The sequence below is a fragment of the Streptomyces cylindrosporus genome (genome assembly GCF_022698165.1).
Lineage (GTDB): Bacteria > Actinomycetota > Actinomycetes > Streptomycetales > Streptomycetaceae > Streptomyces > Streptomyces cylindrosporus.
In genome coordinates this window covers 199,381-214,371 of record NZ_JALDAY010000012.1, presented here as the reverse complement: position 1 = coordinate 214,371, position 14,991 = coordinate 199,381, and the positions used below count along the sequence as shown (strand labels likewise).

Below are 14,991 nucleotides of genomic sequence, written 5' to 3'. Positions count from 1 at the left end.
TCCAAGGGAGTGGGAACCGGCATTTTTCAGCCGCCGAGATGCGCCGTGAAGGAGAACCGGTCGCCGCGGTAGAGCGTCCGGACCCGTTCCAGCGGCCGGCCGTCCGTGTCCCGCGACACCCGGTGGATCAGCAGCATCGGGAGGGCCGGCGGGGTGCCGATGAGGAGGGCCTCGCGCGGGGTGGCCAGCACCGTCTCGATGCGCTCGTCGGCGTCGCCGAAGGTGATGCCCTGGGCGTGGAGGTAGGCGTAGAAGGAGGAGTCGGGTTCGAAGTCGGTGTCGAGGCGGGGGACGCGGGACACGGCGACGTAGGTGCTCTCCAGGCCGACCCGCTCGTCGTCGGCGAGCAGAACGCGCTCCAGGTGCCAGACGGGTTCGCCGCGCTCCAGGCCGGCCTCGGCGGCGAGGGCGGCCGGGCAGGGGAAGCGGTCGAGGGTGACCAGGCTCCGGCCGGGGGTGCGCCCCTGCCGCCGTACGCCTTCCGTGTAGCTGGCCAGCGAGAGCGGCTGCTCCAGCTTGGGGCCGGCGACGACGGTGCCGCGCCCCTGCCGCCGCAGCTTGCCCTCCAGCACCAGCTCGCGCAGCGCCTGCCGCACGGTCTCGCGGGCGACGCCGTACTCCTCCGACAGATCACGCTCGGTCGGAATCGCATGGCCCTCCCCCAGCTCGCCGATGAGCCGGTCGATGCGCGCCTTGACCGCGTAGTACTTCGGGATGCGGCCGTGCTCCGGAATGCCGGAGCGGACGGGGGCGCCGGGGGCCTGGTCGTTCGGGTAGTCCACGCAGGGATGGTCGCAGACGGCCGCCCCCGGTTCAGCGGCGCCTCCGGACCAGCAGCAGGGCGCCGCCGGTGAGGGCGAGGGCCGTGGCGGTGAGGAGGCCGGCGGGGGTGTCCAGGCCGGTGCGGGCGAGTTCGTCGGCGAAGGGGAGGGGCTCGTCGCGGGCGGGTGGGGCGGTGCCCGTGGGGCTGGGGTCGGGGAGGGGGTCGTCGGAGATGCGGAAGCGGTAATCGTTCGACTGGCCGATCCAGTCGCCGTCGTCGTCGTGGCGCTGGACGACGGCCGCGTTGGCGGTGACCTCGTTGGGTACGGCGTCCGAGGTCAGCGCGAGGCGGACCTTGACGGTGAGGGTCTTTCCGGGGCCGACGGTGAAGCCGGGGAAACCGTCGTCGAAGGCGCCGACGAGCTCGGCCTCGTCCGTCGTCTCGAAGTGGACGGGGTGGGTGCGGGGGCCGTCGTAGAACTCCAGGCGGGGCTGGGACGGTCTCAGCGCGCGCTTCTCGTCGATGAGCACGACGACCGGGTGTACGGCCGCGCAGGTGCGGTCGGTGGTGTTGGTGAGGTCCAGATACCAGGTGCCGTATCCGCCGCCGGCCTCGTATCCGGCGGGGGCGCCGTGGATGCGGGTGGTGAGGGGGAAGCCACGGGCGTCCGGCGCGGCGCAGGTGGGGGCGGGGCGCGTGGGGGTGGTGGAGGCGGATGCCGGGGGCGGGACGGGGAGGAGGGCGGCGGCTGCTGCCAGGCAGAGGGACGTGGGCGTGAACAGTCGCATGAACACATGAGCCTGTCGGGTGGGGATGCGGATCGGGGGGTGGCGCACCGGGGGAGGCGGAAGTCCGCTCGATCGGCGGAGGGGTGGGGATGGCGAGGGGGAGGAAACCGCGGTCCCACGAGCCCTGCTGAGCCCTGCTGAGCCCTGCTGAGCCCTGCTGAGCCCTGCTGAGCCCTGCTCGGCCCCGCCGCCCCACAAGCCCAGCTCAGCGCACGCGCCCCCGCCTCAGCCGTCCGCCCTCCCGAACAGCGGCGCCAGCAGCAGCTGTGCCGCGCCCTCGGCGACCTCGCCCGGGGCGAGCCGCACCGGGACCGGGTCCTCGCCGACGCGCCGGGCGCGCTCCGCCAGAACGGCACCCACCCCTCGTACGAAAACGTCCGGATCGGCGGCGACCGTCCGACCGCCCAGCAGTACGAGGTCGACGTCGAGCAGGGCGACCAGGTTGCCGGCGCCGGTGCCGAGGACGCGGGCCGCCTCGGGCAGGTCGTCGCGGGCCGCGGCGGCGAGACACAGCGCCTCGACGCAGCCGCGGTTCCCGCAGGTGCAGGGCGGCCCGTCCAACTGCACGACCTGGTGCCCGAACTCCCCCGCCCCGGTCCGCGCCCCCCGATGCACGGCACCCCCGATCACCAGCCCGGCCCCCAGCCCCGTACCGAGATGCAGATACGCGAAGGACCCGCCCTCGCCCCGCACCGCCAGCCCCAACGCCGCCGCGTTGGTGTCCTTGTCGACGACGACCGGCACCCCGAGCCGCCGGGCGAGCGCGTCCCGCAGGGGAAAGCCGTCCCACTCGGGGAAACCGGTGACGCGGTGGAGGACACCGAGGCTGTGGTCGAGGGGGCCGGGGAGAGCGATGCCCACGCCGAGGAGGGAGCCGACGGTGAGCGCGCGGCCCGCGATTCGAGCGACAGTCCGGGCGGCACCCTCGGCGACGCCCTCGACCAACCGCCCCACCTCCCCCGCGACCCCCTCCACCACAGCCTCCGCCCCGGCCCCCAGATCCACGGCCGCCCGCCGTTCCCCCACCACCGCGCCGGTCAGATCGGCCAGCACCACCCGCATCTCGTCCCGCTCCAGATGCACGCCCACCGCGTGCCCGGCCTCCGGTACCAGCCGCAGTACCGTCCGCGGCTTGCCCCCCGTCGACGCCCGCCGCCCCGCCTCCGTGGCGAGCCCGTCCGCCCGCAGCCGGGCGGTGATCTTGCTGACGGCCTGCGGGGTGAGCCCCGTGCGGTCGGCGAGTTCGAGGCGGCTGATGCCGTCCGCGCCCGCGGTCCGCAGCAGGTCCAGCACCAGCGCCGTGTTGTGGCTGCGCAGGCCGAGCAGGTTCACGCCACCGAGCAGGTTCACGCCACCGACCACGTCCGCACCCCTCACGACCTGCCGCCTTCCGCCCTCGCCGCACCCTTCACGACCTGCCGCCCTTCACCCTCGCCGCTCCCCCTCCCGGCCCCCATTCTCCCCCGCACTTGCACTTTGGCAACAGCGTTGCGAAAGTGGAGGGCATGACTGGTACGCCCGGCACGCCCGGCACCCCCCTCCGCGTCGGCCTCGTCGGCTACGGCCTCGCCGGCTCCGTCTTCCACGCCCCCCTGATCGCCGCCACCGAGGGCCTGCGCCTCGACACGGTCGTCACCTCCAACCCGGAGCGGCAGCGGCAGGCCCGCACCGAGTTCCCGGACGTCCGCGTCGCCGCCACGCCCGAGGAACTGTTCGACCGCGCCGCCGAGCTGGACCTGATCGTCATCGCGTCCCCGAACAAGACGCACGTCCCGCTCGCCACCACCGCCCTGAAGGCCGGCCTCCCGGTCGTCGTCGACAAGCCGGTCGCCGGCACCGCCGCCGAGGCCCGCGAGCTCGCCGCCCTCGCCGAGGAGCGCGGCCTGCTCCTCTCCGTCTTCCAGAACCGCCGCTGGGACAACGACTTCCTCACCCTCCAGCAGCTGCTCGCCGAGGGCGAGTTGGGCGACGTATGGCGGTTCGAGTCCCGCTTCGAGCGGTGGCGGCCGCGGCTCAAGGGCGGCTGGCGCGAGTCCGGCGACCCCGCAGAGATCGGAGGTCTGCTCTACGACCTCGGCAGCCATGTCGTCGACCAGGCCCTGACCCTCTTCGGCCCGGTCACCACCGTCTACGCCGAGTCGGTCGTCCGCCGCGCCGGTGCCGAGACCGACGACGACACCTTCTTCGCCCTCACCCACGCGAACGGCGTCCGCTCCCACCTCTACGCCTCCGCGACGGCCGCCCAACTCGGCCCGCGCTTCCGCGTCCTGGGCTCCAAGGCGGGTTACGTCAAGTACGGCCTCGACCCCCAGGAGGCGGACCTGCGGGAGGGCCGCCGCCCCGGCGCCGGCTGGGGCACCGAGCCCGAGGAGCTGTACGGCCGTATCGGCGCCGGAGAGTCCCCGCTCACCGGCGGCGGCACCCCCGTACCCACCCTCCCCGGCGACTACCCCGCGTACTATGCGGCCGTGACCAGGGCCCTCAACGACGACGGTCCCAACCCGGTGACCGCCCTCGAAGCGGCCGCCGCCCTCGACGTGATCGAGGCGGCCCGCCGTTCGGCCCGCGACGGAGTGGCGGTGACGCTGTGACGCACAACACCGAGATCACGCCCAAGTTCCACCCGGAGATCACTCCGTCCCTGGAGGAACTGGAGGGACAGGAACGGCGCCTGGTCTTCAGCCGGTTCACGTACGAGGACGCCTGGGCCCTCGGCTCGCTCCTGGTCGACCTCGCCCGCGAGCGGCAGGCCCCGGTCGCCATCGACATCCACCGCGCGGGCCAGCAGCTCTTCCACGCCGCGCTGCCCGGCTCCACGCCCGACAACGACGCCTGGATCGCCCGCAAGCGCCGGGTCGTCGAGCGCTACGGCGAGGCCTCCTACCTGGTCGGCGCCCGCTTCCGCGCCAAGGGCACGACCTTCGAGGACTCCTCCCGCCTCGACCCCGACGAGTACGCGGCCCACGGCGGCTCCTTCCCGATCAACGTCGAGGGCGTCGGCGTGATCGGCGCGGTGACGGTCAGCGGCCTGCCCCAGCTCCAGGACCACCGCTTCGTGGTGGAGGCGCTGGAGGAGTTCCTCAAGCGCTGAGTCCCAAGGGCACCGGGAAGATCCGGCAGCGCCCTCCGGTTGGCACAGTCGTACCGCACCGATGTACGGCACACCGACCGGAGGGACCACCCCATGAGTGACGCGTTGCCCGTGAGCGACGCCCTGAAGCAGTCCATCGGCCGCTACGGCATCTGGAGCGTCGCCCTGCGCTCGGAGGACCCGTCCGGCCGCACCGAACTCGCCGAGGCCGCCGCCGAGTTGGAGCAGCTCGGTTACGGTGCCGTCTGGCTCGGCGGCAGCAGCGCCGCGCGGCACGCCGTTCCGCTGGTCGAGGCGACGTCGACGCTCACCGTCGGCACCAGCATCCAGTCCATCTGGCAGTACGAGGCGACGGAGAGCGCGGCGGCCTTCGCCGACGTGGAGTCCGGGCACCCCGGCCGTTTCGTCCTGGGCCTCGGCGTGAGCCACGCCAAGCTCGCGGAGCAGTACCGGCGCCCGTACTCGGCCCTGGTCGCCTACCTCGACGCCCTCGACAAGGCCGGCGTCCCCGCCGAGCGCCGGGTGCTGGCCGCGCTGGGCCCCAGGACCCTGGAGCTGGCCCGCGACCGCTCGGCGGGCTCGATCCCGTACCTGGTCACGGCCGAGCACACCGCCCGCGCCCGCGAGATCCTGGGCGAAACTCCGCTGCTGGCCCCCGAGTTGAAGGTGGTCCTGGAGGCGGACCCGACCCGCGCCCGCGCCCTGGCCCGCGACTACCTGGCCATGTACCTGGCCCTCCCGAACTACACCAACAACTTCCTCCGCAACGGCTTCACCGAGGACGACCTCAAGGACGGCGGCAGCGACCGGCTGGTCGACGCGGTGTACGCCTGGGGCGACGACGAGGCGATCCGCGCCCGCATCGACACGTTCTTCGACGCGGGCGCGGACCACGTGGCCTTGCAGGTGGTGGACGGCAACGGCGACCGAAACGCCCTCCCGAGGGAGGCGTGGCGCAGGCTGGCTGGTCTACTGGCGTGAGTGCACGCCGCCAAGGGGCGCGGGGAACTGCGCGACCAGCCACGAACAACCCGCAGCCGCCGCCAATGCACAGCTCCCCACCCCCTAGGCGTCTTTGAACTCCTGCCGCTGACGACCCAGCCCCTCGATCTCCAGCTCCACCACATCCCCGGCCCGCAGGAACGGCTTCGGCTCCGGCTGCCCCAACGCAACCCCCGCCGGCGTCCCCGTGTTGATGACGTCGCCGGGGTACAGGGTCATGAACTGGCTGACGTACCGCACCACTTCCCCCACCGGGAAGATCTGCTCCGCGGTCGTCCCGTCCTGCTTCAGCTCCCCGTTGACCCACAGCCTCAGCGACAGGTCCTGCGGGTCGGCGACCTCGTCCGCCGTCACCAGCCAGGGCCCCAGCGGGTTGAACGTCTCGCAGTTCTTCCCCTTGTCCCAGGTCCCGCCCCGCTCGATCTGGAACTCCCGCTCGGACACGTCGTGCGCCACCGCGTACCCGGCGACATGCCCGAGCGCCGCCTCCGCCGACTCCACGTACCGGGCCGTACGCCCGATCACGACCGCGAGCTCGACCTCCCAGTCGGTCTTCACCGAGCCGCGCGGCACCAGCACCGTGTCGTTCGGCCCGACGACCGTGTCCGCGGCCTTGAAGAAGATCACGGGCTCGGCCGGCGGCTCGGCACCCGTCTCGCGCGCGTGGTCGTGGTAGTTCAGCCCGATGCAGACGACCTTGCCGATCCGCGCGAGGGGCGGACCGACGCGCAGCCCGGCCGCGTCCAGCACCGGCAGCCCGCCGCCCGCGCCGGCGGAACGCACCCGCTCCAGCGCCTCGTCGTCGGCGAGCAGCGCTCCGTCGATGTCGTCCACGACACCCGACAGGTCCCGCAGGACCCCGTCGGCGTCCAGCAGCGCGGGCTTCTCCGCTCCGGCCGTACCGACTCGCAGCAGCTTCATGATCACAATCTCCCTCGATCGCGGGGCGTCCTCCGACGGGTGCAGCCATCGGATGACTGGTCGATCCTCCAAGCTCGGCGTCCATCCCGCAATACCCGGTTCACGGACTGGACCGCACTCTCACCGGTACAGCACAGCACGCTCCACGGCGCTCCACGTCGTACTGGTCACCACGTACAGCGCGGCGGCCAGCGGTACGACCGCGACGGTGAAGAGCGTGAGGAACGACATGAACGGCATCACCCTGCTCACCGCCCCCAGCCCCGGCACGGACTCGTCCTCCCGAACGGGCACGGGACCGTTCGCGGCCATCATCTGCCTGGTACGCCGGTAGTTGAAGGCGGCGACGATCGCGACCAGGACGAACAGCCCCAGATACACAAGCCCCGCACCCCCGAACGCCCCGCCGCCCCCGCTCAGCACGTCCACGAACCGCCCGCCCAGCGGCGCCGCGAACAGCCGATGGTCGAGCAGCCCGTTGCCCTCCCCGCCGATGCTCGCGCTGGAGAACAGGTGGTACAGCAGGAAGAACGCCGGCAGCTGGAGCAGCCCGGGCAGGCACCCGGACACCGGCGACACCTTCTCCTCGGCGTGCAGCTCCAGCACGGCTTCCTGGAGTCTCTTCGGGTCGTCCTTGTACCGGGCACGCAGCTCGGCGATCCTCGGCTGCAGCGCGGTGCGGGCCCGCTGCCCCCGCGCGGCGGCCCGGGACAGGGGATGCACGAGCAGCCGTACGAGAGCCGTGAACAGGATGATCGCCGCCGCCGTGGCGGTGCCGGCGAACAGCGGATGGAGCAGGTCGGCGAGGTGCTCGACCAGGTCGGCGAACACGCTGAAGACGGACACGGTGAAGACGGACATGGGTGAACCCTCCGAGGGTCATGCCGGGATGTGGTCGTGACGGCATGACGACCCGCGCGAGGGCAGGCGGTGGTACGGGCCCTACGCGACGGTCGCCGGAAGGGCGCGTCCGGGGGCTCGGGGCCGGGTGCGCCCCCGGGCGTCGGGGTCGCGCTGCGGCAGGAAGGCCGTACGGCGGGCCCGGTCGCGTATCGCCGTACGTATTCGGGTGCGCGGCACCGCGGGCGCGCAGCGGGCGGCGACCAGCGCGCAGGCGGCGAGCGCGGAGCCGGCCGCGGCGGTGGCGGCGAGCGCGACGGTGGCGGTGAGGATGCCGGTGGCGGTGAGGGTGCCGGTGGCGGTGGCGGTGAGGGTGCCGGTGTCGAGCAGGGCGAGCTGTAGCAGTAGGAGGAGGAGCGGGACGAGCGGGAGGCGGAGTACGGCGGCGGGGCGCGCGTGGGTTTCACTGCGGATCACCGTGCACCCCCCTCCTGGGCTCAGGTCTCCTGGACCGCCGCCCCCGTCGTCGTCTCGATCGGCTCCAGCAACCGCTTCGGCCGCAGCAGCGCGCGGCTGACCGGATCCGCCGGGTCCGGGTTGAGTCCGGGCCCCGGCACCATCACAACGTCCGGCACCGGCACGACAGTTCCGCACGCGGGACATTCGCCGTAGGGACCGAGTTCGGTGCCGCAGTCGGCGTGCTCGAAGCGGCGCAGCTGGGTCTCGGCGAAGTGCTCGCGGCCCCACACCCCCAGGGAGCGCAGCGTCGGCCACAGCGCGATGCCGCGCTCGGTGATGACGTACTCCTCGCGCGGCGGCGACTCCTGGTACCGGCGCTTCTCCAGGATCCCCTCCGCCGTCAGCGTCTGGAGGCGGGCGGCGAGGACCGCGCGCGGGATGCCGAGGTGGAGGAGGAAGTCGTTGTAGCGGCGGACGCCGTAGAGCGCGTCGCGGATGACGAGCAGCGTCCACCGCTCGCCGATGACCTCCAGCGCGCGGGCGATGGAGCACTCCTGTGTCGCGTAGTCCTTGCCCAGTGCCATGCCGTCCACTGTAACCATTTTTCACGGGGTTGGTTCAATGACCGAACCTATGGTGTTAGGCTCCAGCCATGACTAGGTTCAATGACCGAACCCTCACCGTCCCCGATACCGCCCCTGGTACCGCCCGTGATGCCGCCCCTGATGCGGCCCGTGGTACGGCCAACGACACGGCACCCCACCCCGAGCGGTCCCCGCACCCCCGCGCCACCCTCGCCCTCACCAGCGCGGCCACCGCCGTGACGCTGATGACGTACACCGCCCCGGTCGTCACCCTCCGCGACACCGCCACCGCCCTGCACACCCCGCTCTCCCAGCAGGCCTGGCTGATCAACGGCACCCCGCTCGGCCTCGCCGCCCTCCTCCTGGTCGCCGGCAGCCTCGCCGACGACTACGGTCGCCGCCGGCTCTTCCTGCTCGGCACCCTCACCCTGGGCATCACCACCGCGCTCGGCGGCCTCGCCTCCACCACGCTGCAGTTCACGCTGGCCCGTGTCGCACAGGGCGCGGCGAGCGCGGCGATCCTGGCGAGCAGCCTGGGCCTGCTGGTGCACGCCTTCCCGACCCCACGCGGCCGCCTGCACGCGACCGGCGTGTGGGGCGCCTTCGTCAGCGGCGGCATAGCCCTCGGCCCCCTGCTGGCCGGCGTGATGCCCGACTGGCGGGTGGCATACGGCGTCCTCGGCGCCGCCGCGCTCCTGGTGGCCGCCCTCGCACCGCGCCCCCTGGCCGAGTCCCGGTCACCGAGGGGCGGACGCCCGGACATCCTGGGCGCGCTGGCCTTCGGCCTCGCCCTGGTCTCCCTGGTCGCCGCCCTCACCCTGGGCCGCGACGGCTGGCTGCGCCCGGAGGTGGGCCTGCTTTTCCTGGCCGCCGTCGTCCTGGTGGGCGTGTTCGCCCTGGTGGAACGCCGCACCGCGACCCCGATGATCGACCTGTCCCTCCTGCGCCGCCCGAGCTTCCTGGCCTCCTCGGCCGGCGGCCTGTTCACGGGGCTCGCGGTGATCGGCCTGTTCAGCTTCCTGCCGGTGCTGTTCCAGCAGGTGCTGGGCCTGTCCCCGATGGACACGGCGTGGCTGTTCCTGCTCTGGTCCGGCCTGTCCTTCACGGTCGCCCTGCAGGCCAAGCGCCTCGCGGGCCGCGTCCCGCCGCGCCACCAGCTGGCCGTCGGCTTCGCCCTGCACGCGGCCGGCGTGCTGACCATGCTCGGCGCGATCGACTCCGGCTCCTGGCAGCGCCTGCTGCCCGGCCTGGTCCTCGGCGGCATCGGCAGCGGCCTGCTGAACGCGGCCCTGCCCCTGCTCTCGGTCGAGTCCGTCCCGGCCGCCCGCGCGGCCATGGGCTCCGGCGCCCAGCAGACCTTCCGCTACATCGGCTCCTGCGCCGGCGTCGCCCTGACCATCGCGATCGTCACCTCCACGAAGTCCGGCCTCGGCCACGGCGCGAACACCGCGCTGCTGGTCTCCGCGGCCCTGTCCCTGCTGGCGGCGGTGGCGGTGCTGGTGCTGCGGGAGCGGGCCTGAGCGAAGCCGAACACCCAAGTCATACAAGCCCCAGGGGCAACAAGGTCACCGAGAACTCTCAAGTCACCCTGAGAACTCTCAGGTTCCCGTCCCACGGCCCGCGTTCCACGATGTAGCGAGCCGGCCGGCCCGGCCATCTTTCGACATCGGGGGACACCATGAAGAGTCACATCCGTCAGGCGGCACCGACGCGCCTTCGCGCCGCCGCCTTGACCGGCGCCCTGGCACTGGCCGCAGTCGCGGTGGGCGTGTCCGCCTCCCCGGCATCGGCCGCGGGCTGGGCCTGCGACCACGACGGCCACACGGTGTGGTGTGCGTCCGTGACCGGCATCTCCGCCGGTTCCTACCTGGCCTCCCACAACGGGCCGTCCTACGCCTCGGGCACCACCGGCCACCGCTACGCCAACGGCGACACCATGATGCTGGCCTGCTGGACCACGGGCGACGGCGACGCGGACGGCCACGGCGACCACTACTGGTTCGCGCTCGACTTCGACAGCGACAGCGGATACATCAACGACTGGTACGTGACGACCGGATCGCCGTCCCAATGGAAGCCGCATGTGCCGCAGTGCCGGTGAGAACCCCACCGTGCAGGCGAGAACACCACAGTGCCGGTGAGAACACCGCAGCAAGCACCCACACCCACACCCGCTCATGCGATCCGTCAGGAGTTCACCATGCGTCGTGCCTTCGTCGTGCTACTGGCCTGTCTGGGGCTGGCCGTGTCCGCGGTCGTCACCGCGTCCACGGCCGCGTCCGCCGCACCGGCGTCCGCAGAGACCACCGCCTGCAACGCCGGCCATGTCTGCATCTACAAGGGCGACATCTGGGACGACAGCCCCAACCACCCGAAGGTGTACGACTTCTACTACTACGGCACGTACAACGTGCACAACCTCATCGGCGACTACACCGTACTGAACTGCCAGACAGGCGGCGCGGGCGTCAAGGGGTTCTCGGGATACAACGGCACGGGAAGCGTGACGTGGGATCTCGACCAGAACAACTGCGCGGGGGGCCTTTGGACGGACCTCACGCCGACGAACTCGGTGAGGCTGTACGCCTGACCTCACTCACGCATCGGGGCCCGTCAGCACACCGACGGGCCCTTCCGCCCGCTAGGACCGGGGCCGCATCGACACCAGCTTCCCCCACACCACCAGCCGGTACCTGGAGGTGAACTCCGGAGTGCAGGTCGTCAGCGTGATGTAGTACCCGGGCTCGCTGTACCCGTACCGCGGCTTCACCGTCGACCGCGGAACGGCCCGGACGACCCCCGAGTCACGCGCCGAGGTCTGCGGCAGGGTCTTGTCGACGGCATACGTGTACGTGGCACTGCTCGTCTCCACCTCCACCACGTCCTTCGCCCGCAGCCGGTTGATGTACCGGAACGGCTCCCCGTGCGTGTTCCGGTGCCCGGCCAGCGCGAAGTTCCCAGCCTGGCCCGGCTGTTGGCTGCCGGGGTAGTGGCCGACGTACCCCTTGTTGAGCACCTTCTGCTTGCTCACTCCCTCCGCGACCGGCACGCGCAGGCCGAGTCGCGGAATGGTGAGGATGGCGTAGGCCTGGGACCAGGAGGGGCTGGACTGCCGTGCGGTGGCGCTCTGTTGGCGATCACGGCCGCTGGAGTCCTGGTACGGCGACGCGGACGGCGTCGGCACGGACGCACCCGAATCACCGCCTCCCGCCCCGGAGTTGTCGTCGCCCCACTCCCGTTCCAGCGCCTCCACCTTCCGCTCGGCGCCGCGCTTGGCCTCCCGGTTGGTCCACCACAGCTGGTGGACGACGAGGAGGGCCAGTACGACGCCGACGGTGACGAGGAGTTCGCCACCGCCCCAGAGCACGCGCCGGCGCCGGGCCGACCGCCGCCGGCTGCTGTGCTGCACGACGGGAATCCGCATCCGTACGCCTCCTCGACCGGCACCGGGCCGCCCGCACGATAAGGGGCGGGCCTTCAAGTCACCAGCCCCGCACACCTCCACCCGCCCTGTCCGGCACTTCGTACATAGGTTTTAGAAAGGGCTGTCGTAACCCTCGACAAGCCCGCGCCGCACCCCCGATGCTTCGTCGTGGCATGAACGGGACAGGCCACCACATCGGAGAAGAAGCCATGATCCGACGCAGAACCCTGCTGGCCGCGGCCGGCGGCACCCTCCTCGGCAGCGCGCTCGCCACCGGCACCGCCCGCGCGGACGCCACGATCTCCGTCGCTCCCGGTACCTCCTACGGCACCTGGGAGGGCTGGGGCACCTCCCTGGCCTGGTGGGCCAACGTCTTCGGCGCCCGGGACGACTTCGCCGACATCTTCTTCACCACCAAGTCGACGACGTACAACGGCACTTCACTCCCCGGCCTCGGCCTGAACATCGCCCGCTACAACCTCGGCGCGTGCAGCTGGAACAGCGTGAACGGCGAGAGTATGGTCGCCTCCGCCAACATCCCCGCCTTCAAGCAGATCGAGGGCTACTGGCAGGACTGGAACAACGAGGACCCCACCTCGTCCGCCTGGAAGTGGACGGCCGACGCCACCCAGCGCGCGATGCTCACGAAGGCGGTGTCGCGCGGCGCGACCGCCGAGCTCTTCGCCAACTCCCCCATGTGGTGGATGTGTCTGAACCACAACCCGTCCGGCGCCTCCGACGGCGGCAACAACCTCCAGTCCTGGAACTACCGCCAGCACGCCTCCCACCTGGCGTCGGTGGCCCTGTACGCCAAGAACAACTGGGGCGTGAACTTCGCGACGGTCGAGGCCTTCAACGAGCCGTCCTCGTCGTGGTGGACGGCGACCGGCACCCAGGAGGGCTGCCACATGGACGCGACGGTCCAGTCGGCCGTACTCCCGTACCTGCGCAGCGAGTTGAACAGCCGCGGCCTGACGGGCGTGAAGATCTCCGCCTCCGACGAGACCAGCTACGACCTGGCCCGCACCACCTGGAACTCCTTCTCGTCCACGACGAAGGGGTACGTCGACCGCGTCAACGTCCACGGCTACCAGGGCTCGGGCGGCCGCCGCGACCTCCTCTACACCGACGTCGTCACGACCGCCGGCAAGGCCCTGTGGAACTCCGAGACCGGCGACAACGACGGCACCGGCTACACCCTCGCCTTCAACCTCCTCTACGACTTCCGCTGGCTGCACCCCACCGCCTGGGTCTACTGGCAGGTCATGGACCCGTCCACGAACTGGGCGATGATCGCGTACGACGAGAACACGCTCGCGGCGGGCGCGGTGCAGACGAAGTACTACACAATGGCCCAGTTCAGCCGCCACATCCGCCCCGGCATGAAGATCCTCGACACGGGCGTGAGCTACGCGGTGGCCGCCTACGACTCCTCCGCCAAGCGCCTGGTCATAGTCGCCCTCAACACTTCTTCCTCCGCCCAGACCCTGACCTTCAACCTCTCCAACTTCACGACGGTGAGCGGCGGTTCGGGCGGCCTGGTCCCGCGCTGGAACACGGTGACGACGGGCGGCGACCTCTACAAGTCGTACTCCGACACGTACTTGAGCGGAAAGACGGTCGCCGTCCCCTTTGCGGCGAAGGCGGTACAGACACTGCAGATCGACGGGGTGGTGATCTAGCTGGAGGGGCGGGGGGTGCGTGATGGGAGCGAGGCCGTTGATGCCAGTGATGCCGGTGATGCCGGTGATGCCGGTGATGCCGGTGGTCGTACCGGCGCCACCCCCACCCCCTCACCCCGAGCCGGTTCCGCCCTCGCCGCCCTCGCCGCGCTCGCCGCCCTGGCGCTGGGCGGCTTCGGCATCGGTCTCACCGAGTTCGTGATCGCCGGGTTGCTCCCACAGGTGGGCCGCGACCTCGACGTGTCGGAGGCCGCGGTGGGCCGCCTGATCTCCGGCTACGCCCTGGCGGTGGCGGTCGGCGCGATCGCGCTCACGGCCGCCACCGCCCGCCTCCACCGCAAGACCGTCCTGACCGGCCTGGTCACCCTGTTCGTGACCGGCAACCTCCTCTCCGCGATCACCCCCACCTACCCCGTGATGCTCCTGGGCCGCGTCGTGGCCGCCCTCTGCCACGGCTCCTTCTTCGGCATCGGCTCCCTGGTCGCCCGCCGCCTGGTCCCGCCCGAACGCGCCTCCCGCGCCGTCGCCCTCATGTTCGCCGGCCTGACCGTGGCCAACGTAGTGGGCGTCCCCTTCGGCGCCCTGATCGGCGAACACTGGGGCTGGCGAGCCACGTTCTGGTCGATCACGGCGATCGGCCTGGCGGCCCTGATCGCGATCACCACCCTGATCCCACCCTGGGCAGGCACCACGCCGACCGCCCCGGGGGCCGGGGACGGGCCAACCGCCCAGGGGTCCAGGGACGGGCCAATGGTCCCGAGGCCCGAGGACGGGCCAACCGCCCCGGGGTCCGGGAACGGGCCAACCACCCCGACGCCCGGGGACGGCCTCCGCCCCCAACTCCAGGCGGCCTTCCGCTCCCGCCAGGTCTGGCTGACGCTCACGGCCACGGCCCTCGGTTACGGCGGCATGTTCGGCGCCTTCAGCTACCTCGCGTACACCTTCACCGAGGTCACCGGCTTCTCCCCCGCCGACCTCCCCTGGCTCCTGGTCGTCTACGGCACGGGCCTGGTCGCCGGCAACATGGTGGGCGGCCGAGGCGCCGACCACAACCGCGACGCCACCCTGATCGCGTCCCTGGCCGCCCTCACAGCCACCCTCACGCTCTTCGGCCTCCTGGCCGACAGCAGACCGGCCGCCGTACCCCTCCTCTTCCTCCTCGGCCTCTCCGGCTTCGCCTCGGTCCCCGGCATGATCACCCGGGTCACGGACGAGGCGGCCGGCGTCCCCCTGGCGGCCAGTGCCAACGTCTCGGCCTCCAACATCGGCAACGCCCTGGGCGCCTGGCTCGGCGGCCTCACCATCAGCACGGGCCTGGGCTACAGGGCCCCGCTGTACGCGGGCGCGACCCTGACCGCGACGGCCCTGGCGGTGATGACGTACGCGGCCCACACATCACACCGCCGCCCGTGACTCCCGCGGGCCCCGCAGGCGAGG

At 72.0% G+C, this 14,991-nt stretch carries 16 protein-coding genes; 8 read left to right on the top strand and 8 right to left on the bottom strand.

Features of this window, described 5'->3' with window-relative positions:
- Positions 1 to 26: 26 nt before the first annotated feature.
- The 3 genes from MQP27_RS36035 to MQP27_RS36025 form a co-directional block, all read right to left on the bottom strand.
- Entirely contained in the window at positions 27 to 782 is a 756-nt protein-coding gene (locus MQP27_RS36035; protein WP_242773157.1) for a GntR family transcriptional regulator, read from the bottom strand.
- Positions 783 to 813: 31 nt separating this feature from the next.
- Positions 814 to 1,551, bottom strand: a complete 738-nt coding sequence (locus MQP27_RS36030; RefSeq protein WP_242773156.1) for an LPXTG cell wall anchor domain-containing protein — start codon at positions 1,549 to 1,551, stop codon at positions 814 to 816.
- 225 nt (positions 1,552 to 1,776) lie between these two features.
- Positions 1,777 to 2,928 (bottom strand): ROK family transcriptional regulator, encoded by a 1,152-nt coding sequence (locus tag MQP27_RS36025; RefSeq protein WP_242773155.1) that lies wholly within the window; start codon positions 2,926 to 2,928, stop codon positions 1,777 to 1,779.
- 128 nt (positions 2,929 to 3,056) lie between these two features.
- Between MQP27_RS36025 and MQP27_RS36020 the strand changes: the two genes are divergently transcribed.
- The 3 genes from MQP27_RS36020 (at position 3,057) to MQP27_RS36010 (ending at position 5,623) form a co-directional block, all read left to right on the top strand.
- A complete protein-coding gene (locus tag MQP27_RS36020; RefSeq protein WP_242773154.1) occupies positions 3,057 to 4,142 on the top strand; it encodes a Gfo/Idh/MocA family oxidoreductase in 1,086 nt (361 codons plus the stop codon).
- On the top strand, positions 4,139 to 4,642 hold the full coding sequence (locus MQP27_RS36015) for a heme-degrading domain-containing protein (RefSeq protein ID WP_242773152.1): 504 nt from the start codon (positions 4,139 to 4,141) through the stop codon (positions 4,640 to 4,642). Before MQP27_RS36020 ends, MQP27_RS36015 begins: the two co-directional genes overlap by 4 nt.
- 93 nt (positions 4,643 to 4,735) lie before the next feature.
- Positions 4,736 to 5,623, top strand: coding sequence for an LLM class F420-dependent oxidoreductase (locus MQP27_RS36010; protein WP_242773150.1), 888 nt, complete (start codon positions 4,736 to 4,738; stop codon positions 5,621 to 5,623).
- Between the two features lie 84 nt (positions 5,624 to 5,707).
- On the opposite strand, the gene MQP27_RS36005 is transcribed toward MQP27_RS36010, so the two are convergent.
- From MQP27_RS36005 to MQP27_RS35990, 4 genes are all read right to left on the bottom strand, one after another.
- A complete protein-coding gene (locus MQP27_RS36005; protein ID WP_242773147.1) occupies positions 5,708 to 6,565 on the bottom strand; it encodes a fumarylacetoacetate hydrolase family protein in 858 nt (285 codons plus the stop codon).
- A gap of 120 nt (positions 6,566 to 6,685) precedes the next feature.
- Positions 6,686 to 7,426 carry a YidC/Oxa1 family membrane protein insertase gene (locus MQP27_RS36000; protein WP_242773144.1) on the bottom strand — a complete coding sequence of 247 codons (741 nt, stop codon included), beginning with the start codon at positions 7,424 to 7,426 and terminating at the stop codon, positions 6,686 to 6,688.
- 81 nt (positions 7,427 to 7,507) lie between these two features.
- The gene (locus MQP27_RS35995; protein ID WP_242773141.1) at positions 7,508 to 7,882 is read right to left on the bottom strand and encodes a DUF6412 domain-containing protein; all 375 of its coding nucleotides are present in this window, start codon (positions 7,880 to 7,882) and stop codon (positions 7,508 to 7,510) included.
- 20 nt (positions 7,883 to 7,902) lie between these two features.
- Entirely contained in the window at positions 7,903 to 8,457 is a 555-nt protein-coding gene (locus MQP27_RS35990; protein ID WP_372511405.1) for a winged helix-turn-helix transcriptional regulator, read from the bottom strand.
- Between the two features lie 59 nt (positions 8,458 to 8,516).
- Between MQP27_RS35990 and MQP27_RS35985 the strand changes: the two genes are divergently transcribed.
- The 3 genes from MQP27_RS35985 (at position 8,517) to MQP27_RS35975 (ending at position 11,038) form a co-directional block, all read left to right on the top strand.
- Complete coding sequence (locus tag MQP27_RS35985; RefSeq protein WP_242773137.1) at positions 8,517 to 9,968, top strand: MFS transporter; 1,452 nt, start codon at positions 8,517 to 8,519, stop codon at positions 9,966 to 9,968.
- Positions 9,969 to 10,126: 158 nt separating this feature from the next.
- Positions 10,127 to 10,549, top strand: a complete 423-nt coding sequence (locus MQP27_RS35980; protein WP_242773135.1) for a hypothetical protein — start codon at positions 10,127 to 10,129, stop codon at positions 10,547 to 10,549.
- A gap of 99 nt (positions 10,550 to 10,648) precedes the next feature.
- Positions 10,649 to 11,038 (top strand): hypothetical protein, encoded by a 390-nt coding sequence (locus MQP27_RS35975; protein ID WP_242773133.1) that lies wholly within the window; start codon positions 10,649 to 10,651, stop codon positions 11,036 to 11,038.
- A 51-nt stretch (positions 11,039 to 11,089) separates the two neighbouring features.
- On the opposite strand, the gene MQP27_RS35970 is transcribed toward MQP27_RS35975, so the two are convergent.
- Positions 11,090 to 11,872: a class E sortase gene (locus MQP27_RS35970; RefSeq protein WP_242773132.1), complete on the bottom strand. Its 783-nt coding sequence runs from the start codon at positions 11,870 to 11,872 to the stop codon at positions 11,090 to 11,092.
- Positions 11,873 to 12,081: 209 nt separating this feature from the next.
- On the opposite strand from MQP27_RS35970, the gene MQP27_RS35965 reads away from it, so the two are divergent.
- Both MQP27_RS35965 and MQP27_RS35960 read left to right on the top strand, forming a co-directional pair.
- Positions 12,082 to 13,554, top strand: coding sequence for a glycoside hydrolase (locus MQP27_RS35965; protein WP_242773126.1), 1,473 nt, complete (start codon positions 12,082 to 12,084; stop codon positions 13,552 to 13,554).
- 159 nt (positions 13,555 to 13,713) lie between these two features.
- The gene (locus MQP27_RS35960) at positions 13,714 to 14,967 is read left to right on the top strand and encodes an MFS transporter (protein ID WP_278196968.1); all 1,254 of its coding nucleotides are present in this window, start codon (positions 13,714 to 13,716) and stop codon (positions 14,965 to 14,967) included.
- Positions 14,968 to 14,991: the final 24 nt, after the last annotated feature.

Bases quoted from the DNA above. Each gene is read 5' to 3' on its own strand.
- MQP27_RS36020 (WP_242773154.1), top strand. From the start codon at position 3,057: ATGACTGGTACGCCCGGCACGCCCGGCACCCCCCTCCGCGTCGGCCTC.
- MQP27_RS35980 (WP_242773135.1), top strand. From the start codon at position 10,127: ATGAAGAGTCACATCCGTCAGGCGGCACCGACGCGCCTTCGCGCCGCC.
- MQP27_RS36010 (WP_242773150.1), top strand. From the start codon at position 4,736: ATGAGTGACGCGTTGCCCGTGAGCGACGCCCTGAAGCAGTCCATCGGC.
- MQP27_RS36030 (WP_242773156.1), bottom strand. From the start codon at position 1,551: ATGCGACTGTTCACGCCCACGTCCCTCTGCCTGGCAGCAGCCGCCGCC.
- MQP27_RS35975 (WP_242773133.1), top strand. From the start codon at position 10,649: ATGCGTCGTGCCTTCGTCGTGCTACTGGCCTGTCTGGGGCTGGCCGTG.
- MQP27_RS35965 (WP_242773126.1), top strand. From the start codon at position 12,082: ATGATCCGACGCAGAACCCTGCTGGCCGCGGCCGGCGGCACCCTCCTC.
- MQP27_RS35985 (WP_242773137.1), top strand. From the start codon at position 8,517: ATGACTAGGTTCAATGACCGAACCCTCACCGTCCCCGATACCGCCCCT.
- MQP27_RS35970 (WP_242773132.1), bottom strand. From the start codon at position 11,872: ATGCGGATTCCCGTCGTGCAGCACAGCAGCCGGCGGCGGTCGGCCCGG.
- MQP27_RS36005 (WP_242773147.1), bottom strand. From the start codon at position 6,565: ATGAAGCTGCTGCGAGTCGGTACGGCCGGAGCGGAGAAGCCCGCGCTG.
- MQP27_RS36000 (WP_242773144.1), bottom strand. From the start codon at position 7,426: ATGTCCGTCTTCACCGTGTCCGTCTTCAGCGTGTTCGCCGACCTGGTC.